This window comes from uncultured Tenacibaculum sp. (assembly GCF_947498805.1).
Lineage (GTDB): Bacteria > Bacteroidota > Bacteroidia > Flavobacteriales > Flavobacteriaceae > Polaribacter.
In genome coordinates this window covers 217747-238928 of record NZ_CANMLT010000001.1, presented here as the reverse complement: position 1 = coordinate 238928, position 21182 = coordinate 217747, and the positions used below count along the sequence as shown (strand labels likewise).

General features: G+C 31.7%; 20 protein-coding genes. 5 read left to right on the top strand and 15 right to left on the bottom strand.

What is annotated here, in order from left to right:
- Nucleotide 1: 1 nt before the first annotated feature.
- The 8 genes from Q0873_RS01180 to Q0873_RS01145 form a co-directional block, all read right to left on the bottom strand.
- A complete protein-coding gene (locus Q0873_RS01180) occupies nt 2-514 on the bottom strand; it encodes an SRPBCC family protein (protein ID WP_299103904.1) in 513 nt (170 codons plus the stop codon).
- Between the two features lie 5 nt (nt 515-519).
- Nucleotides 520-1197 (bottom strand): metal-dependent hydrolase, encoded by a 678-nt coding sequence (locus tag Q0873_RS01175; protein WP_299103903.1) that lies wholly within the window; start codon nt 1195-1197, stop codon nt 520-522.
- Nucleotides 1197-2018 (bottom strand): DUF4349 domain-containing protein, encoded by an 822-nt coding sequence (locus Q0873_RS01170; protein WP_299103902.1) that lies wholly within the window; start codon nt 2016-2018, stop codon nt 1197-1199. The genes Q0873_RS01175 and Q0873_RS01170 overlap by 1 nt, the downstream gene beginning before the upstream one ends.
- A gap of 23 nt (nt 2019-2041) precedes the next feature.
- Nucleotides 2042-2989 carry a 1,4-dihydroxy-2-naphthoate octaprenyltransferase gene (gene menA, locus Q0873_RS01165; protein WP_299103901.1) on the bottom strand — a complete coding sequence of 316 codons (948 nt, stop codon included), beginning with the start codon at nt 2987-2989 and terminating at the stop codon, nt 2042-2044.
- A 97-nt stretch (nt 2990-3086) separates the two neighbouring features.
- A complete protein-coding gene (locus Q0873_RS01160) occupies nt 3087-3866 on the bottom strand; it encodes a (Fe-S)-binding protein (RefSeq protein WP_299103900.1) in 780 nt (259 codons plus the stop codon).
- Nucleotides 3867-4006: 140 nt separating this feature from the next.
- Complete coding sequence (locus Q0873_RS01155; RefSeq protein WP_299103898.1) at nt 4007-5323, bottom strand: (Fe-S)-binding protein; 1317 nt, start codon at nt 5321-5323, stop codon at nt 4007-4009.
- 92 nt (nt 5324-5415) lie between these two features.
- The gene (locus Q0873_RS01150; protein WP_299103897.1) at nt 5416-6381 is read right to left on the bottom strand and encodes an MlaD family protein; all 966 of its coding nucleotides are present in this window, start codon (nt 6379-6381) and stop codon (nt 5416-5418) included.
- A gap of 65 nt (nt 6382-6446) precedes the next feature.
- Nucleotides 6447-7748, bottom strand: a complete 1302-nt coding sequence (locus tag Q0873_RS01145) for an N-acetylmuramoyl-L-alanine amidase (protein ID WP_299103896.1) — start codon at nt 7746-7748, stop codon at nt 6447-6449.
- Nucleotides 7749-7842: 94 nt separating this feature from the next.
- Here Q0873_RS01145 and Q0873_RS01140 point away from each other — a divergent pair, with 94 nt between their 5' ends.
- On the top strand, nt 7843-10542 hold the full coding sequence (locus Q0873_RS01140) for a putative LPS assembly protein LptD (RefSeq protein ID WP_299103895.1): 2700 nt from the start codon (nt 7843-7845) through the stop codon (nt 10540-10542).
- A gap of 66 nt (nt 10543-10608) precedes the next feature.
- The gene (locus tag Q0873_RS01135; protein WP_299103894.1) at nt 10609-10989 is read left to right on the top strand and encodes a RidA family protein; all 381 of its coding nucleotides are present in this window, start codon (nt 10609-10611) and stop codon (nt 10987-10989) included.
- A 57-nt stretch (nt 10990-11046) separates the two neighbouring features.
- Here the strand turns inward: Q0873_RS01135 and Q0873_RS01130 are convergent, their stop codons facing one another.
- The 4 genes from Q0873_RS01130 to pfkA all read right to left on the bottom strand — a co-directional run bounded on the left by Q0873_RS01130 (nt 11047) and on the right by pfkA (nt 14618).
- Nucleotides 11047-11409, bottom strand: coding sequence for a methylglyoxal synthase (locus tag Q0873_RS01130; RefSeq protein ID WP_299103893.1), 363 nt, complete (start codon nt 11407-11409; stop codon nt 11047-11049).
- A 69-nt stretch (nt 11410-11478) separates the two neighbouring features.
- Nucleotides 11479-12471 (bottom strand): type I glyceraldehyde-3-phosphate dehydrogenase, encoded by a 993-nt coding sequence (gene gap / locus Q0873_RS01125; RefSeq protein ID WP_299103892.1) that lies wholly within the window; start codon nt 12469-12471, stop codon nt 11479-11481.
- A 151-nt stretch (nt 12472-12622) separates the two neighbouring features.
- Nucleotides 12623-13615 carry a type I glyceraldehyde-3-phosphate dehydrogenase gene (gene gap / locus Q0873_RS01120; RefSeq protein ID WP_299103891.1) on the bottom strand — a complete coding sequence of 331 codons (993 nt, stop codon included), beginning with the start codon at nt 13613-13615 and terminating at the stop codon, nt 12623-12625.
- Between the two features lie 19 nt (nt 13616-13634).
- Nucleotides 13635-14618, bottom strand: a complete 984-nt coding sequence (gene pfkA, locus Q0873_RS01115; protein ID WP_299103890.1) for a 6-phosphofructokinase — start codon at nt 14616-14618, stop codon at nt 13635-13637.
- 189 nt (nt 14619-14807) lie between these two features.
- On the opposite strand from pfkA, the gene Q0873_RS01110 reads away from it, so the two are divergent.
- On the top strand, nt 14808-15506 hold the full coding sequence (locus Q0873_RS01110) for a leucine-rich repeat domain-containing protein (protein WP_299103889.1): 699 nt from the start codon (nt 14808-14810) through the stop codon (nt 15504-15506).
- Here Q0873_RS01110 and Q0873_RS01105 read toward each other — a convergent pair.
- Nucleotides 15503-16852, bottom strand: a complete 1350-nt coding sequence (locus Q0873_RS01105) for a tetratricopeptide repeat protein (protein WP_299103887.1) — start codon at nt 16850-16852, stop codon at nt 15503-15505. The two genes, Q0873_RS01110 and Q0873_RS01105, sit on opposite strands and share 4 nt — an antisense overlap.
- A 226-nt stretch (nt 16853-17078) precedes the next feature.
- Here Q0873_RS01105 and Q0873_RS01100 point away from each other — a divergent pair, with 226 nt between their 5' ends.
- On the top strand, nt 17079-17420 hold the full coding sequence (locus Q0873_RS01100; RefSeq protein ID WP_299103886.1) for a DUF2853 family protein: 342 nt from the start codon (nt 17079-17081) through the stop codon (nt 17418-17420).
- A gap of 85 nt (nt 17421-17505) precedes the next feature.
- Nucleotides 17506-18933, top strand: coding sequence for an L-serine ammonia-lyase (locus Q0873_RS01095; protein WP_299103885.1), 1428 nt, complete (start codon nt 17506-17508; stop codon nt 18931-18933).
- Between the two features lie 96 nt (nt 18934-19029).
- On the opposite strand, the gene yaaA is transcribed toward Q0873_RS01095, so the two are convergent.
- The gene (gene yaaA / locus Q0873_RS01090; protein WP_299103884.1) at nt 19030-19788 is read right to left on the bottom strand and encodes a peroxide stress protein YaaA; all 759 of its coding nucleotides are present in this window, start codon (nt 19786-19788) and stop codon (nt 19030-19032) included.
- A gap of 155 nt (nt 19789-19943) precedes the next feature.
- On the bottom strand, nt 19944-21176 hold the full coding sequence (locus Q0873_RS01085) for a tetratricopeptide repeat protein (protein WP_299103883.1): 1233 nt from the start codon (nt 21174-21176) through the stop codon (nt 19944-19946).
- Nucleotides 21177-21182: the final 6 nt, after the last annotated feature.

Genomic DNA, 21182 nt, shown 5'->3' with positions numbered 1-21182 from the left:
CTTATTTTTCTGCAATAGCTTTAAATCTGTCTAAATATTCTTGACTCATTTTTTTAAAATGCCCTTTAAACCAAGGAAAAGTACAACCTAACATATACGATTTCGCGGTTACTTTAGAGTCTTGAGAAATTACAGTTTTACCTCCTTCAGAAGTAAAGTTATAATCATCTGTTTTAAACATTTGTTCTGCATCAAATTGAAATGTTACTTTTTCATTTTCTACAAAAGCTAATACTTTTTCAGTCATTGCAACCTCTTGTCCTTGATTTTCAACAACTACTTTATAAGTACTTCCAACTTTACCTGGCTTCTCTTCAATTATATCAACAGATTTCACTTCTGGAATCCATTGTTTCAATAATTCAACATTTTGAAACTTTGTAAATACCTCTTCAATTGGCTTATCGATTTCTACCTTTACTGAGTAAGTTGTTTCTTTTACAATTAACCCTGTTGCAAAAAAGATTAACGATAATCCTATAATAATTCCTAAAACTATTTTTACTGCTTTCATTTGTATTATATACTAATTGAAGTTCCTATTTCTAAAATATTTAATTCTTTATTTTTTGCTAAAAATTGTTGCTTTGCCTCTTCAACATCTATTTCTATTGGAGGAAATGTATTAAAATGACATCCTATAACTTTATTACATTCTACCAAATCACTTGCAATAATAGCATCTGCTACTCCCATTGTAAAATTATCTCCAATAGGTAAAATAGACGCTGTTAACTTTGTTGTCATTGGAATTAGCTTCATATCCATTGTAACAGCGGTATCTCCTGCTATATATAAAGAGGTATCTCCTGCTGTAATTACAAAACCACCTGGTTGACCTCCATAACTTCCATCAGGAAAAGAAGAAGTATGAATTGCATTTACATATTTTGCTGAAAATTTTTCTGTTTTAAAAATTCCTCCATGATTTAAAGGATGTGCCTTTAATTCTTTTGCGGTATAATGCATGTAAATTTCATAATTAGAAACAATGGTTGCACCAGTTCTTTGTGCAATCGCATCTACATCCAATATATGGTCTTGATGTGCATGCGTTACTAAAATATAATCTGCTTTAATTTCTTCAATATTAATCTCTGATGCTAATGGATTTCCTGAAATAAATGGATCCACTAAAATATGAGTTCCGTTAATCTCTATACCAAAACACGCATGACCGTAAAATGTAATATTCATTATTTTTTTCGTTTAATTCGTTTTCTTAATAAATAAATCCCTCCCACTAGCAATAAAATAAATGGCCAAATATTAACCAGTCCAATAAAAAACCATTTAATATTATCTATACCATTAAAAAAGGCATTTCCTAATCTTCTCCAAAAACCTTTCGAAGATGATTTTGTCAATTCCACTTTATAGTATCGTATACTTAATGTTGAATAGGATACTTGATTTTGTAAATATTGTAAACGCCCTTCCATTGATTCAATATCTGAACGTACACTTGCTAATTCTTTCTCTATTTCTAATATCTCTTTTACTGATTTTGCTTTTTGTAAAAGTTGATTGTAGCGTTGCTCCAAAGCTTTTTTTACTCCCAATCTCGCTTCTATATCCAAGAACTGTTCAGTAACGTCATTTACTGAAACATTTTTATGATCAAATTTATCGACCTCAGTAGAAAGTTCATTTAAGAAAGCATCAAAATTTTGAGAAGGAATTCGAACCGTTAAATTATTGGTTATATTATTCAACGACTTGTATTGATTATCTTCAGAAACATATCCATTAAACTTTTGTAAAGTTTGTTCTATATGGTTTCTCGTCTTACTTAAATCGTTCGTTTCAAAAGAAATATCTCCTCTTTTAATTAGTTTTCTTTGAATTGCTTCGGAAGGATTACTTGGTTTTGAAAATTCTTTGGTAGCACTTGCTTCTACCTCAAGTATTTCAGCATTACCATAATCTACAGATTCTGGAGACGTAGTATTGCTGTTACCTCCTCCACATCCTAAAAGAAAAACAAATGAGAATAGTAAGTAGGTTAGTATTTTCATAAGAGAATCATTTTATCGGAAAGTTACAAAATTTGCCCTAACCCAAACAAAATTGAAAATAAAAAAGTACTTAATGCTACTTTTTTCAATTCTCCATCTAACAATCTCTCTTCCTTATTATTATACACAAAAACAAGATGTTTTATTAGAGGTAAATAGGCTATGATAAATAAAAACTGATAAGGTGATCTGTAATTAATTACCACATACAATAAAGCGAATAAAAAAGAGGCAAATATTAAGTAATAATGATAGTACTTAGCAAACTCTGCTCCTATTTTTACTACGATAGTATTCTTTCCTGATTTTTGATCATTTACTCTATCACGCATATTATTTAAGTTTAATACCGCGGTACTTAACAAACCAATAGTAAATGCTGGTAGAAAAATAACAAAATTAAGTTCTTTTGTATACAGGAAATAAGTTCCGACAACTGCTAATAAACCGAAAAACACAAACACAAAAATATCTCCAAACCCGCTATAACCATAGGCCGATTTACCCACTGTATACTTGATTGCCGCCACAATAGACGCAATACCTAACCCAAAAAACAATAATGATAATCCAAAATTATCCTTACCAAAAGAAACATAAATCAACAAAATTGCTACAATTAAAGTAAAAATAGTAGTAACAGTCATAGCCGTTTTCATTTGCTTTGGAGTAATTGCTCCTGAAGAGACCATACGTGCTTCTCCTTCTCTATTATCATCCGTTCCTTTTACTCCATCACCATAATCATTGGCAAAATTAGAAAGTACTTGAAATCCTATGGTAGTTAAAATGGCCAACCAAAAAATTGAAGACCTATATAAAGGTGTCCTTACTACACAAATAGTTGTGTCTATGAATTCCTCATAAATAAGCAAGAATTTATCAACTGAACCTAAGTACGCTCCAACAATAATTCCAGATAAAGAAAGTGGTAATGTTCGTAAACGAGCTGCTTTTATAAAGTTTTTCATTTATTTTAGAATAATTGTTCAAAAGTACTATTATTAAATAAAAAAAAGGAAGACAACGCCTTCCTTTTTCTTTTACTTCTATTTATAAAAGTATTTTTTATAGATTATTTGCTTCAGCAATTAACTCAGCAATATCTTTTACTACAATTTGATCTTCTTTTAAATGGAACTTTACTCCATCTGTCATCATAGTATTACAATACGGACATCCTGTTGCTATTATTTGAGGATTGGTTTCTAAAGCATCTTTCGTACGTAAGATATTTATATCCATATCTCCTCTTTCTGGCTCCTTAAACATTTGAGCTCCTCCTGCTCCACAACATAAAGCTGTTGACTTATGACGTTTCATTTCTGTCATACGCACTCCTAAGCGGCGAATTAAATCACGTGGAGTTTCGTATACATCATTTGCTCTTCCTAAGTAGCATGGGTCATGATAGGTTAACCTTTTGTTTTTTAAGACTTCATCTCCTACCTCTAAGCGACCATCTGTAATTAACTTGTTAATATATTGTGTATGATGGTAAACAGTGTACTTTCCTCCTAAACTAGGATATTCATTTTTTAATGTATTAAATGAATGTGGATCACATGTAACAATTGTTTTTACCTCATATGCATTTAAAACTTCAATATTGGTTACTGCTTGCATTTGAAATAAAAATTCATTTCCAGCACGCTTTGCAGCATCTCCCGTTGAGCTTTCTTCGGTACCTAATACTGCAAAATCTACGTTAGCCTGTTGTAAGATTTTTACAAAAGCTTTGGTGATTTTTTTTGCTCTATCATCATAACTTCCTGCTGCTCCGACCCAAAACAACACTTCTGGTTGCTTTCCTTGAGCCATCATATCTGCCATTGTTGGTACGTTCATAATTAAGTTTGTATTTTATAATTATGGATTACGAATGATTCGTAATGTATAATTGAGAATTAATAATTAGTTTTTGTTCTTTTTATAATCTTTCTTCTTTAGAAAAATTACTAGAACCGACATTTAGTTAATAGATTAGATTATTCATCTTTCCAGTTTAATCTATCCATTTGGCTATATTGCCATGGTGCACCGTTATTTTCAATATTGGTCATCATCATATTTAACTCCTGTGGAGCTGCTGATTCTTCCATTACTAAATAACGTCTCATATCCATAATTATAGACAACGGATCAATACCAATTGGACATTCTTGAACACAAGCATTACAACTTGTACAAGCCCATAATTCTTCTCTGGTAATATAATCGTCTAATAACTGCTTGCCGTCTGGTTTAAACTCTCCTCCATTGGCATCTATATTATTTCCAACCTCTTCCAATCGATCACGAGTTTTCATCATAATCGCACGAGGTGATAATTCTTTTCCTGTTAAGTTCGCTGGACAAGATGATGTACAACGTCCACATTCAGTACACGTGTATGCATTCATTAACTGTACCCAATTTAAATCAGCTACATCTGAAGCTCCAAACTTTGCTGGTTCTTCATCTTCCGCCCCTTCTTCAGGCATTGCATATGGATCTGCATCTGGATCCATCATCATCTGTACTTCTTTAGTAACCGCTTCTAAGTTATCCAACTGCCCTTTTGGTTCTAATTTAGCATAAAACGTATTTGGGAATGCTAATAGGATGTGTAAGTGTTTAGAGTAGTATAGATAATTTAAGAAAATTAAAATTCCTACGATGTGTAACCACCAAGCAGCTTTTTCTATAATGTGTAACTCCTCAAGAGAAAACTCACTAAACCATGGTGCTATAAATTGTGAAACCACATTTCCAGCTCCTGCTTCTTGAAAAGGTACATCTGTTGCGTTCATTACTAGGAATAAACTCATTAAAACCATTTCAAAGTATAAAATGATGTTTCCATCATTCTTTGGCCATCCTGTCATTTCTTTATTCCAGAAACGCTTCACTCTTTGAATATTTCTTCTTAACCAAAAGATGATTACGGCTACAAAAACTAGCGCTGCTAATACTTCAAAATTCCCAATTAAAAACCCATAAATAGTATTTCCTAGTACTGGTTGAAACACACGGTGTGTTCCAAAAAGTCCGTCAATAACTATTTCTAACATTTCTATATTGATTAAAATAAAACCAACATATACTACAATATGTAGTATTCCTGAAAGAGGACGACGAACCATTTTATACTGTCCTAAGGCTATTTTAGCCATATTCTTCCAACGTTCAGGTTTTCGATCGTTTCTGTCGATATCTTTTCCTAATTTAATATTTCGGATAAGCTTTTTGACATTCATTACAAAATATCCAATACCCGCAATTAAAATAATTGCAAAAAAGATGTTTGGTAGGTATTTCTCCATTGTTTTTAAAAGTAAAATTGTTTAACTGTAATTGATTCTAATCTTCTTCTTTATAGGTTTTAATGAATTAATATTTAGTTGTTTTAGTTTTATTAGTTGTTGCTTGTATTTTTCTTATTGTTCTCCTCGTTATATGGTTTTGGCTTTTTTCCGAATAATGAAAAATGCACAAAACGCTTTGGATTCAATTTCATTTCTCTTAATAACTCTTCCATTTCTTTTGAAGCATTGGTTAAGTTAGTATACATTTTATCGTCCGTCATTAATTTTCCTAATGTTCCTTTACCAGACTTCATATCGGCTAATAATGTATTTACGTTGGTAAGTGTAGTTTCAAGCTTTTTAACCGTCTCTCCCAAATTGGCCTTCGCCAAATCTTTTGAAACTTTTGAAAAATTACTAGTAATTTCCTTAGCATTAATTAAGGTCGAATCTAAGTTTGTCTTATTGTCTGCCAATAACTTATTTACTGATGATAGAGTTTTACGAACATCAGTTATTGTTCCTTCCAAACCAAGAATACTCCTATTTAAACTCTTTCTTGATTTTTTATCTAAGACTTGATTGAATCCTATTAATAAAGAGTCAGCTCCTACCAATACATTTTCAAGTTTCGCTTGCAAAGGATTTAACTTTTCTCCTACTGAAGAGAACATATCCGATTCAATTTCTCCTTTTAAATAATCACCAGAAACAGCCTGAGGACCTTCATAACTTGGTACAATTGCCAAGTTCTGTCCTCCCATTAAACTCGCTGAATATATTTTTGCGATACTATTTTTAGAAAATTGAAAATCGTTATCTAAAGAGATACGTACTAATAAACTTCCTTTTTTTTCTGGTTTGCTATTAAACGTAATATCATCAACTCTACCAACTTTTAACCCATTAATAGTTACTAAGCTAGCTTCATTAAGTCCATTGATGTTGTCATATTCTACAAAAAAATGTCTTGAATTTGGGCTAAACAAATCTTGCCCTTTTAAAAAGTTATAACCCCATATAAAAAGTGCTATAATGACAACAGATACGATTCCAGTTTTTAATTCTTTAGACATAGAACAAAATTATTACGAGCGAAAATACTAATAATTTTGTTAGAAATTCTTAGAATTCATCTAAATTACTGGCTTTTTAATGCTTCTTTTAGCGAAATCTTTTGTCCATTTTTAAATGCTACAATCCAAGCATCTTTGAATCCTTTTGGTTTTACTTCTTTTAAAATCTCTTTAATCTTCTTAAAACTAGGAGTTTCACCATAAAAGTATTTGTAATAATCATCTATTACTTTCATTTTTACATTCTCCAAGCCTTTAAAGTTAAAGCTTTTTGTACTTAGTTTCTTTTTAGATGCAGCTATTTGCACTCTAAAAAGAATTCCTTTTTCTGTACTAGATTTTTTTACTGAAGTTTTGCTTACAATTGGCTTTGATTTTGGTTTTTGCTTTGGTGTAGTTTTAGGTGTTTTATTTTGAGCTACAACTTTCTTCGTTTCCTTCTTCTTAGGAGGTGTTACTTTTGCAACCTCTTTTTTAGCAGGCTTTTTTACAGTTTGCTTCTTAGGTTTTGGTTTTGGTTTCTTCTCTTTATCCTTTACAACTGTTACCGCTATTGGTGCAGATCTGTTCACTGTATTAACCTTTAATCTATCTACATATTTTTTAATAGCTTGTGCAATGGCTTTTGCCATTTTTATTTGCCCTTGACGCGTATTTAAAAAGCGTCCTTCAGCTTTATTTGTAAGAAAACCAAGTTCTATTAAAACACTTGGCATAACAGTTTCTCGAAGTACTAAAAAGTTCGCTTGTTTTACTTTACGATTATATCTTCTTAAAGACACAAAGTTATTCTGAATTAATCCTGCAATTCCTAAGCTATTATCCAAATTCTCCTCTTGAAGTACTGATAATCCAATTAATGATTCTGGAGAGTTCGGATCATAATCATAATTCTGTTTATAATTATCCTCGAGTAAGATTACTGCATTTTCCTTTTTTGCTATCTCTAAATTTTCCTTATTTCCACTTAACCCAAGCACAAAGGTACTTGCTCCATGAGGATCTGATCTTCTAAATGCATCACAGTGTATAGACACAAATAAGTCAGCATTTTTATTATTTGCTATTTTAGCTCTATTATGTAACTCAACAAAAACGTCTTTTTTTCGAGTATATACGACTTCAATATCTTTAGCTGTTAATAATTCCTTTCCAACATCTAAAGCTACACGTAAGGCAATGTTCTTCTCTCTATACCCATTACCCAAGTTCCCTGGGTCTTTACCTCCATGTCCAGCATCAAGTACTACAACATATTTTTTTTGCGCGTGTAATTCTTCTGAAAAACTGCAAAATAAAGTACTAATAATACTCGTTATTAGAATTAAGTTTTTAAAATTATTTTTATAAAAATTTAAGAATTGCATCAATAAAAATTTAACTATTTTTGGACTTCTAAAACAGGCTAGTTCAAATAACACGCCAAATCTTAAATATAACACAAAAATAGTATTTATAGTATTGCGAACAAATCTAACTTATATACTTTTATTCTGCTATCTTTTTTGCATTCAATTAAGTAATGCTCAAGAACTTGGTAAAAAGGAAGTAATTCCTATCAAAGCTAAAAGCAATACTCGTCTACCACAAAAACGAGATTCTATTCCTAGCTTGAAAAAGGATGTCCTTATACAAAAAGATTCTATCGCCAATGATACTATAAAGCCTAAAGAGGTTATCGATGGTATTATTACTCATGATGCAGAAGACTACACTATCCAAGATGCTAAGAATAAAACACTAACTTTATACAACAAGGCACGTGTAACATATACCGATATTGACCTAAAAGCCGGAATTATTATTTTGGATTATAAGAATAATTTGGTGTATGCAAAAGGAATAAAAGATAGTACTGGTTACCAACAGCGTCCAGTTTTTATTCAAGGAGGACAAAAATCTGAGCAAGATTCTATCATATTCAACTTTAAAACTAAAAAAGCTTTAGTTTATGGAGTTAAAACAGAACAGGGAGGAATTATCACCTATGGAGAAAAGACCAAAAGGGTTAATGACTCTACTATTTATATGCGTAGATTAAAATTTACGACCTCGCAGAAGAAAATACCTGATTATTATATTGCAACTAACAAAGCCAAATTAGTTCCTGGAAAGAAGATTATTGTAGGAGGTAGCAACTTGGTTTTGGCAGATGTACCAACTCCTGTATATTTACCTTTTGCATATTTTCCTTTAACAGATAAAAGAACTTCAGGTTTTATCATTCCTTCTTGGGGTGAAAGTAACAATCAAGGGTTCTTCTTACAAAATGGAGGATATTACTTTGCTCTTAGTGACTATTTTGACTTAACCGTTTTAGGTGATTTATACACCAATGGAAGTTGGGGATTACGTGGAGATTCAAATTATTATGTGCGCTATAAATTTAGCGGTACCTTTAGTATTCGTTTTGAAAACCTCTTACAAAGTATACAAGGGTTAAGTGATTTTAGTAAATCTACCAACTTTAATATTCGTTGGAGTCATAGCCAGGATAGTAAATCTAGCCCACATTCAAGATTTTCTGCTTCTGTTAATTTAGGTAGTAGTCGTTATTATCGTCAATCTTTAAATGAATTTAATAGTTCTCAGTTCTTAAACAATACGTTAAGTTCATCTATATCATATTATAAAAAATTCGTTGGTACTCCGTTTAATATGAATGTTACTGCAACGCATTCTCAAAACACGAACACCCAACAAATTACCATGACTTTACCTTCTTTACAATTGAATATGGATAGAATTTATCCATTTGCTGGAAAAGGAGGAGTTAAGAAAACTCCAATACAAAAGATTGGTCTTAATTATAGTATGCAAGGTGAGTTTAGAATCAACACTACTGATGATGATTTTTTTACCAGTAAAATGTTCGAAGAGGCTAAATCTGGAATTAAACACAATGTAAGTGCAAATACGAATATCAAAGCTTTTAAATACTTTACGCTTTCTCCAAATGCAACCTTTAATGAAACATGGGGATTTAAGAAGTTAAATAAGCGATTTGACCCTACCGCGACCAATAGTCAAGGAAATTTAGGAGCAGTAGTTAATGATACTATTAGTGGATTTAACCGTTTTCATGAATATAGTTTTGGACTTTCATTATCTACACAGGTTTATGGAAATTTCACATTTAAAAAAGGACGTTTAAAAGCTATTAGACACACCATTAGACCATCTATTTCTTATGGTTATAGGCCTAATTTTGCCGAAAATTATAATTTACAAGTTCAGCAAAGTATAGACCCAACAGATTTACTTACCTATTCACCTTTTGGAGAAGGAATTGGAGCTTTTAGCGGACCAAGTAGCGGTATTTCTAATTCTATTGGAATTTCTGTAAACAATGTTTTAGAAGCCAAAGTAGCACCAAAAGATCCAGATAGTGATGAAGAAGATAAAAAGATTACCATTTTAAACAATTTAAATTTTAGCACCAGTTATAACATTGCGGCAGATAGTTTACGTTGGAGTCCTATAAGTGCCAATGCCGGAACTCGATTATTTAAGGATAAACTTGCCTTAAACATGAATGCCACTTTTGACCCATACCAATTAAATGATGAAGGACAACGTATTAATAAATTTAATTCTGGGCTTCTAAGAATGACGAATTTTGGGTTGACTGCTAACTATTCTTTATCTAGTAAAGATTTCGAAAAGCAAAATGAAGGAGACAGCGCGAATAACGGAAATGGTGCCCAAGATACTCCAGATGTTTTTGGTGAAAATTTACCTACTACGAATGAATTTGGTTCAAACGTAAGAGATAGACAAAATAATCAACCTAAGACAAAAGAAGCTGAACTATATAGAGCGAAAATTCCTTGGACACTTAATTTAGCTTATGCAATGAGCTACACGAACAACAGTTTAGACGGAGGAAGAATAGGAAACAACTCTTTAATGTTTAGTGGAGATGTTGAACTTTCTCCTAAATGGAAAGTAGGTTTTGCTTCAGGATACGACATTAAACAAAACTCATTTACCTATACACGTCTATCTTTTTCAAGAGATCTTGATAGTTGGAGATTTAACTTTAACTGGACTCCTTTTGGAACTAACTCTTCTTACTATTTCTTTATTGGAGTTAAATCGGGAGTGTTAAGCGACTTAAAATGGGATAAAAACAAACCACCAGACAGGGTTTTATTCTAGACATTGATTCTTGAAAAGATACAATTCATCAATTCTAAAACTTAACTCAAAACTTGATAAAAAAGAATGAAAAAAATAATAACAACAACTAAAGCTCCTGCTCCAATTGGACCATACAACCAAGCTGTTTTAAGTGGAAATACTTTGTATACTTCAGGACAAATAGCTCTTAATCCAGAAACTGGAGAATTAGTTCAAGATTCTATAGAAACTGAAACTAAACAAGTAATGGAGAATATGAAAGAAGTATTAGCTGCAGCAGAAATGACATTTGAACACGTAGTAAAAACGTCTATTTTTATTTCTGACATGCATAACTTCTCTAAAATTAATAGTGTTTATGCTCAATATTTTAATGAAGACACTGCTCCTGCAAGAGAAACTGTAGAAGTAGCGAACTTACCTAAGTTTGTAAATGTTGAAATTAGTATGATCGCTATCAAATAACGAATACGACATCAAGCATACATAACTAAAAAATCCACTTAAAAAAAGTGGATTTTTTTATATTCCTTTAATTAATAATTCTGCCGTTGAAGGATTTGTAGCCAATGGAATGTCATGCACATCACATAAACGCATTAACATAGAAATATCTGGTTCATGTGGATGTTTTTCATGTGGATCTCTAAAAAAGAACACCATATGACATTTTCCTTCTGCAACTCTACTGGCTATTTGTGCATCACCTCCATAGGGCCCCGACAGATATTTTGTTACTTTAAACCCAGCTTTCTCTGCTTTGGTTCCTGTAGTACCAGTAGATATCAACTCTATTCCTTTTTGCTTTAATATTTCTTTATGTTCATTTAAAAACTGAACCATGTCAGCTTTCTTCCCATCATGTGCTATTATTGCTATTTCCATATGCTATAAAAGTAAATAAAAAATTCCCGTTACAAAACGGGAATTCATTTTATTAGTTCGTAATTTATATTATAACGATGCAGAATATTCTAATAAATCAACAATCTTTGTTGCATATCCATATTCATTATCATACCAAGAAATTACTTTAAAAAAGTTTTCATTTAATTCTAAACTTGCTTTGGCATCTACCACAGAAGTTCTCGTTTCTGAAACAAAATCTTGAGACACTACTTCATCTTCTGTATACCCTAAAATTCCTTTTAGCTCTCCTTTTGAAGCTTCTTCTAAAGTTGCTAAAATTTCTTTTAATGAAGTTGCTTTTTCAGTTCTAAATGTTAAGTCTACTAAAGAAACATCTGGTACAGGTACACGTACCGCCATTCCTGTAAGTTTTCCTTCTAACTCTGGAATTACTTTGGTAACTGCTTTTGCAGCCCCGGTTGTAGTTGGTATTATATTATTTAAAACTGTACGACCTCTTCTCCATTTTTTGTTAGGTCCATCTACCGTATTTTGAGTTGATGTTGCAGAATGCACTGTAGTCATTAATCCTTCTTTTAACCCAAAACTATCATTAATAACTTTAGTTAAAGGAGCTAAACAGTTCGTAGTACATGAAGCGTTTGATATGATGGTTTCCTCTGCTGTCATTTCTGAATGATTCACCCCCATAACATACATTTTAGCATCTTTAGAAGGTGCAGAAATGATTACTTTCTTTGCGCCTCCTTTAATATGCAACGCTGCCTTTTCTTTTGCAGTAAAAAAGCCTGTAGATTCAATTATATATTCTGCTTCAACCTCATTCCACTTCAAATTCTCTGGATTTCTATCAGCAGTTACTCTAATTACTTGTCCATTTACTACTAAATTTCCTTCTTTTACTTCAACATCTCCGTCGAAACGTCCGTGAACAGAATCATATTTTAATAAATAGGCCAAATAATCTACGTCTAACAAATCGTTAATTCCAACTACTTGTACGTTGTCTCTTTTCATGGCAGAACGGAATGCTAATCTCCCTATTCTACCGAATCCGTTGATTCCTATTTTTATCATTTTGTTTTATATTTTATGTAAGTCTTTAGCTTACAATTCTTACCCAAATTGTCCTTTTTTAAAAAAGGACTACAAATATAAAACTTATTCATACAAAAAAACCTGATAGTTTCTAAAAACTATCAGGTTTTAACTATTCTTTATAAGTAAATTATAAACTTGCAGAATATTCTAACAAATCTAAAATTTTTGTTGAATATCCAAACTCATTGTCATACCAAGATACAATCTTAAAGAAATTGCTATTCAATTCTAAGGATGCATCTGCATCAATAATCGAAGTTCTTGCATCTGAAACAAAATCTTGAGAAACTACTTTATCTTCTGTGTATCCTAAAATTCCTTTTAGTTCTCCTTTTGAAGCTTCTTCTAAGGTTGCTAAAATTTCTTTTAATGAAGTTGCTTTTTCAGTTTTAAAAGTTAAATCAACTAAAGATACATCTGCTACAGGAACTCTAACAGCCATTCCTGTTAACTTTCCTTCTAATTCTGGAATTACTTTTGTTACTGCTTTTGCTGCTCCTGTTGATGCTGGAATTAAATTATTTAAAGCAGATCTTCCTCTTCTTCTATCCTTATTAGGACTATCTACAACTCCTTGACCAGAAGTAGCTGCATGAATTGTAGTCATTAATCCTTCTTGAATTCCGAAGTTTTCATGAATTACTTTCGACAAAGGTGCTAAACAGTTTGTAGTACAAGACGCGTTAGAAACTACTGTTTCATCTTTTGTCATACTAGCATGATTAACTCCCATTACATACATATTAGCATCTTTAGAAGGTGCAGAAATAAACACTTTCTTTGCTCCTCCTTTTAAATGTAAACCTGCCGCTTCTTTTGTTAAGAAAAACCCAGTAGATTCTATAATATATTCTGCTCCTACTTCATTCCACTTTAAATTTTCCGGATTTCTTTCTGCAGTTACTCTTATCGTTCTTCCGTTTACAACTAATTGTCCATCTTTAACTTCTACTTCTCCGTCAAAACGTCCGTGAACTGAATCGTACTTTAGTAAATAGGCTAAATAATCTACATCTAACAAATCGTTTATCGCAACAACTTGCATATTGTCTCTTAACATTGCTTGTCTAAAGGCAATTCTTCCTATTCTTCCAAATCCGTTAATTCCTACTTTTATCATACTCTATTCTAATTTATATCTAGGTGGTCATAATATCAGATACTCTTAATAAATCCATATCTATGGTATGACCTCCTTTAATTGCTTTTTCTAACTCGGTAGTAGTTACTTTATTATCTTTTAACCCTACCATTAAATTTGTTTTGCCATCTATTAATAATTCAACAGCCTTAACTCCTAATCTACTTGCTAAAACTCTATCAAAACACGAAGGCGAACCTCCTCTTTGCATATGCCCTAGAACAGATACTCTTACTTCATATTCTGGCATATTCTCTTCTACATATTCTGCTAATTGGTACACATTTCGTCCAGATTTATCTCCTTCAGCTACCACTACAATACTTGAAGATTTTCCTGTTCTTCTACTTTTCTTTAACGACTCAAGCATTCTTTCTAATCCTAAATCTTCTTCAGGAATTAAAATTTCCTCAGCTCCAGCTCCTACCCCAGCATTAAGTGCTATAAATCCTGCATCGCGTCCCATTACCTCAACAAAAAATAGTCGATTATGAGAAGAGGCAGTATCTCTAATTTTATCAATAGCTTCTACTGCTGTATTTAAGGCAGTGTCATATCCTAATGTATGAGAAGTTCCGAAAATATCATTGTCAATCGTTCCTGGAATTCCAATTATTGGAAAATTATATTCTTTATTAAACACAACACCTCCAGTAAAAGATCCATCACCTCCAATAACCACTAGCGCATCAACTTTATGTTCTAATAAGTTTTCGTATGCTTTTTTACGACCTTCTTTTGTTCTAAAATCTTTTGAACGTGCCGATTTTAAAATCGTTCCTCCTTTATGTACAATATTATTTACACTACGTGCTGTCATTGGTACCAAATCACCTTCAATCAATCCTTGATATCCTCTGTAAATCCCAACACATTCTGTTCTATAATATGCACATGCCCTAACCACTGAACGTATGGCTGCATTCATTCCTGGTGAATCTCCACCAGACGTCATTACTGCTATTTTTTTAACTTTTTTCATAAAAATCGAATTTCAAAATTAGGGAAATATACTGCTTGTTTTACAAAAAAATGCGAAATCGTTTTCGAGTTCCACCTGTTATTTCCCTTTCGTTTATATATTAAAAATACTTCTTAATTCTATTTATTCCAGGAGCTTTCACTTTAAATTCATTAATTTTATCGATGTAAAATTTCCCTTATTAAACCTATGCTTAAAAAAATAATTCTCCTTGTATCGTTGCTTTCTAATTTCTTACTTTATTGTCAAGAGAATCGAATTTTCACTTCTATAACTGAAGCTTTGAAAGCTCCCACCGCTGTATATCATTTAAATCTTTCAAATAAAAACCTACAGAGTTTTCCTGAAAATATTATTGCTTTTAATAATTTAAAAACACTCAATTTATCAAACAATAAAATACAACAAATCGATAGTACTATTTTAGCCTTGAAAAATTTGGAAGCCTTAAATGTAGCTAATAATAATTTAACCTCCTTACCTAACGACATTCAAAATCTAACTAATCTAAAATCTCTAAATCTAAACGATAATGTGTTTGACACTTTTCCAGAAAACATTGTAAGATTAGAACATTTAGAAACGCTTTATTTTGAACGCAATAAATTAGAAGAACTTCCTGAACAAGTAAATCTTTTAAAATCCTTGAAGTATTTATACTTAAAAAACAACTCTATTTGGTTGTTCCCTGATTCATTTAGTGGAATGAAAAAATTGAGAATAATTGACGTTTCAAACAACCAACTCTCTCAAATATCAAATGGATTAAATGCTAGAAGCTTAAGATACCTTAAAAAATTATTATTAGCCAACAATCCTTTTTCTAGTTATGAAAAAGGAAAAATTAAATTTGGCGTACCCAAAACATGCAAAATTATTTGGAATTAAGTGTTTTGTTCAAGATTATAAGTGTCTATAATTAATTTCACTTTTTCTTTATCAAATACAGAAGGGAACAACGGCGCAATTACCTTATAATATTCATAATCTATTGCCAATGCATTTTTTAAGTGTGTTAAACTGTATTCTTCTTTTTGAAGAATCATAAATAACCCACACAATCTATATTCTATTTCTGCAAATTCTCTATAAATTTTCTTTGCCTTGATCATTGTTCTCAAAGCATCATTAAACTCTCCTAAAAACAATTGTAAATCAGCCAAAGTAACAAATACTTCAATATCATTATCTCCTAACTGAATACAATTCTCAAAAGCTTTTCCAGCTTCTTCATAGAAGTTCATCTTCAAATTAATATCGGCATATCTCCTCCAGTACAACGGATTATCATCACTAATTTGCAACGCTTTGTTTATGTAATACAAAGCTTTTTGATAATTCTTTTCTTTAAAATGAACATTGGTCAATAAAATCCATCCTTTATCTAACAAAGGATCTTCATGAACTCCTTTTTTATAATAATTTATAGCATTATTTAAATCCTGTAACTTTTCGAAACATTCACCAATTCTTATGTAAGCAAATGCGGTTGGGTCGTCCAATTCAAGTGTTATTAAATAATTTTCTATAGCCTCTTCATATCGATGCAACTCTTCTAAGGTTTTCGCTTTTTCTAAATACCCTCCGATAAAACTCTCATCAATTAAAACAGCATAATCAAATGCTCTTAAAGCCTCTTCATAGTTACTTAATACATAGTGCTGTCTTCCCAACTGATGCCAAGCTATTTCGCAATACGGATTTTTATCAATATACGCTGTTAGATATCGAATAGCGTCTTCATGGCTATCCTCCATATCAAAACAATAAATAATATTATATAAAGAAGAATAATCTTCAAAGTCTACTTCAATACATTTTGCAAAATTCAATCGAGCATTTTCAAAGTCATCTAGATACAGGTATTCCATACCAATCATTGACCAGATATCAGATGGGTCTTCTACATAGTTTAAAGACTCTTTTAAGATTAGTATAGCCTTGGAATGCTTTTTCTTTTTAGACATAATCATTGCCTTTTGAATAAACACTTCATCATTATGAGGTTCTACTGCTTCAATATCTTTTAGCAACGTTATAGCTTCTTTTAACTTGTCTTCAAAAATTAATAATTCAAGAGACATTAACTTAAGCTGAATTGATGTAGGATGCTGCTCTAAACCAAGCTGAACGGCTTTTTTAGCCAATGAATGCTTACCTACATCTAAGTAATGCTGTATTATATCTTCGAACTCTGTGGCATCGAAAAAATATACATCGTTGGTTTTCAACATTGATTCAAATTTTGATAGTGACATAGGCTTCAGATTTGAATTCATATAAATTTACTACAAGAATAGTGCCTATTTACTACAAGTGCTAATTGTTTTCAACAAATTAATTAACAATTTCACATTTTGACTTTGCCCTAAAAAGAGATTTGATTAGCTAATTTATTTTTCTATATTTGAAAGGATGAAAAGTCACAAAATTTAAATTAAACTTTTTAAACAAAAAATCATGAGTAAATTTGACGAAAAAGTAGCGCTTTACAAAAAATTCATGGATGATAGAGACATCCGTTCAAATACTGATTTATTAACAGCTGTAACTAAAGGTTTAGGTCCTTCTATTTATAAGAAAGATGCTGAAACTGTTTCTGGTACAGATCCTAAAGAATTAGAAACTGTTAAGAAAAACTTCTTAATGAAAAAATTAGGTTTGGCTGATAGTGCTGAATTAGATAAAGCGATTGATGATGTTATGGAAAGAATCGGAAGATCTGAAAGAAACAAATATCGTGCAGTAGTATATTATATGCTTGTTAAGAAATTTGACAAGGAGTCTGTATACGGAATGTAATACTATTGTATTAAAAAATATGAATCCTGTATTGATTTTCAATACAGGATTTTTTTATTTTAGCCATCTACAAACAACGTTATATATGTCTCAATTTATTAGTGTTTTTGATATGCTAAAAATTGGTGTAGGACCTTCTAGTTCACACACCTTAGGCCCTTGGAGAGCTGCTCAACAATGGATACATAAATTAAAAGATTCTAGTCTTTTTAATGAGGTATCTGCTGTAAAAGTTGATTTATATGGTTCTTTGTCCTTAACAGGAAAGGGACATGCTACTGATTTGGCTGTATTATTAGGCCTTAGCGGAACTGATCCTGAATATATTCCTATTGAAGATATTGAAAATATCATTGAACTTATTAAATCTACTGATAAACTTCAGTTTAACAATGAAAAAGAGTTAGAATTTTCATTTGACAATGTTGTTTTTAATCGTGATTTTTTAGACTTTCATTCGAATGGATTAACCTTTAGAGCTTTTAACTCTAATCATAAAGAAATCTCTACTGAAACGTATTATTCCATCGGAGGAGGCTTTGTTATTCAAGAAAACGTTGAAGCCACTGAAAGCGAAGAAATAAACAAACAAAACTTTCCTTTTCCAATAAACAGAGCTACTGAGCTTGAGGCTTATTGTGAAGAGCTAAACAAAGCTATTTCTGATATTGTTTTTGAAAACGAGCTAGTTCTTAGAGATAAAGACACTATTAACTCAGAGTTAGATAGAATTTGGAACACCATGTTAGAATGTATGTATATTGGATGTCATACAGAAGGAATCTTACCAGGTGGTCTTAACGTAAAGCGTAGAGCTTTCGAAACTCACAAAAAACTCATTAAAGGAGCTTCTTATACTTCAAAGGAAGAATGGATTGGCTCCATCAGAAAAACTGAAGTTAAGTTTCGTGAAATCTTAAAATGGGTTAGTTGTTTGGCCTTATCAGTAAATGAAGTAAACGCATCTTTAGGGCGTGTTGTAACAGCTCCAACGAATGGAAGCGCTGGGGTAATTCCAGCAGTTCTTATGTATTATATGGTCATTGAAAATCACGAAGCCAATACAGAGCATATTCGTAAATTTTTACTTACCGCAGGTGAAATAGGAAGTATTTTTAAGAAAAACGCAACTATTTCTGCTGCTATGGGAGGATGTCAGGCTGAAATTGGAGTTTCTTCAGCAATGGCCGCTGCTGCTTTAACTGAATTATTAGGAGGAACACCTGCACAATGTTTGGTTGCTGCTGAAATTGCCATGGAACATCATTTAGGATTGACATGTGATCCTATTGGAGGACTTGTTCAGGTGCCTTGTATTGAACGTAATGCTATGGGAGCTATAAAAGCTATTAATGCAGCTGAATTAGCTCTAGAAACGAATCCTAAAGAGTCTAAAGTACCTTTAGATAAGGTTATTGACACTATGTGGGAAACCGCTAAAGATATGAACCGAAACTATAAAGAGACCTCTGAAGGAGGTTTAGCTATTACCGTTGGTTTAGCCGATTGTTAGAAAACGACATATTTTATCTATAAATAACACATAGAAAATGGTCCATCTATTCAATAGATGGACCATTTTTAGTTTAAACCCTATTATTTAAAAGACTTATCTCGTAAATACTAATTCGGTTTCAGTAGACATTTCTTCTGAAAACCCATAACCATCAGTATCAAACCCTTTTAAACCTTCTAAGGTTGTAATATCATTGTCTACAATATAACGAACCATTAAACCTCTTGCCTTCTTCGCGAAAGTCATTATGGTTTTATATTGTCCATTTTTAAAATCCTTAAAAACCGGAGTTATCATAGGTACTTTAAGTACTTTTTTTGGAATTACCTTAAAATATTCTGCACTAGCTAGGTTCACAAACAACTCATTACCCTCCATTTCTTCATTTAATGCTTCCGCTACTGAATCTCCCCAGAACTTATACAAATTCTCTTTTCTACCAACTTTAAGTTTTGTTCCCATTTCTAAACGATATGGCTGCATTAAATCTAACGGTTTCAACAATCCATATAAGCCAGATAATATTCTTAACTTCTCTTGAAGTACCGGTAACTTATCTTCTTCTAAACTATTAACATCTAAACCTCTATATACCTCTCCTGTAAAAGCAAAAACCGCTTGCTTTGCGTTATCTGGAGTGAAATCAGGGTTCCACACTTGATTTCTCTCATAATTCAAAGCTGCTAAATCAGGAGAAATCTTCATTAATTCTGATAACTTCTTTCTAGACAGTGTTTTTAACTTTTTATTCAACTTACTAGATTCCTCTAAAAATTGAGGCTGCGTATACAATTCTGTTGAAACTTTACTTTCAAAATCAAGTGATTTTGCTGGAGATATTATAATTTTCATTTGAAATTCTTTATTAAGCGTATGTAAAAATACAACACTCAACAAGAAACATCAAATGAAATGATTAAGTAAAAACAATAGTCTTATTAATAAATTTTATACAAAAAAAACCGAAACTAATGTTTCGGCTTTTTGATATTGGAATTCAATAAATTTTACTTCATTGATTTGTAGATATCTCTATACTCTTTAGCTTTCGCTTCCATTTCTAAAACTTCATATAAATTCATTAAAGTTTTTACAGTATCAATCGTTCTTTTTAATGAATCTGCTTTTTCTAAGAATGGTAAAGCTTCTTTATAAACTTCTTTTTGCTTTAATGCTAACTCATCATACTTCTTGAAGTTAGATAAGTTTTTGTTCATCTCTTCAACAATAGCTTTGTCCTTATCTAAAACAACTACTGCTAAGTTCATATAAGCATCTCCATAGTTAGGCTTTAATTCAATAGCTTTTTCGTAGTATTTTTTAGCCTCATCCATTCTTGCTTGATTATAATTTACTACTCCTAAATTATAATATAATGTTGGGTTTTCTGGATCTAAAGAAACTGCTTCTTCCATTAAATCTCCAAACTTATCCATTTTACCCATCTCAACATATAACTGAGCCTCGTTTAAAATTAAGTTTAAATCTTTTGGAGAAGATGCTCTAGCGTCTTTAAATGCAGCAATAGCCTCATCAACTTTCCCTTGCTCCTTTAAAATTAACGCTACATTCTTAACAATACTAGCAGCCTTTGATTTTGAAACCTCAGTTGTTGGATTTGAATATTCTCCTGACTTCACCATTAAATCTCTCTGTTGCTTTGATCCTAAATTCTCTACCTTTCCAGTAGCTTTGTTAGTAGCAACATATTTAGTTTCAATACCAGTATATCCAATTTTTCTTAACTCACCATAAAATTCTAACGCCTTGTCATATTCCTTTGCTTGCGTTGCAGATACTGCAGCATTGTATGCAAATGAAGTATCTCTTGGGCTTAACACATACGTTAAATAAAACTTATCTGCTGCTTTAGAATAATTCTTCTTGTTGTTGTATAAATCAACTGCCTCATTAGATACCTCCTGTATCATATTGTTCATGATTGGCGTTGCTTGAGATGCATATTTTTTATCTCCAATTGCTTGTAATTTCTTAAAAGCCTCTCCCGCTGTTTTATAATCTTTTTTAGCCGCGTATGCACGTCCTTTTAGATAGTAAAACTTTGGTTTATATTTATCATCTCCCATCTCTACAGCACCTTCCACTCCATCTAAAGTTGCAATTGCTGTATTAAAATCTTGTTTTTTTATAGCTTTCTCTGCTGCCTTTAACTCAGATTTTTGAGCTGATGCCGCTAAAGACATAATTCCTAAAGAAAGTGCTAAAACTTGTTTTTTCATCTTAAA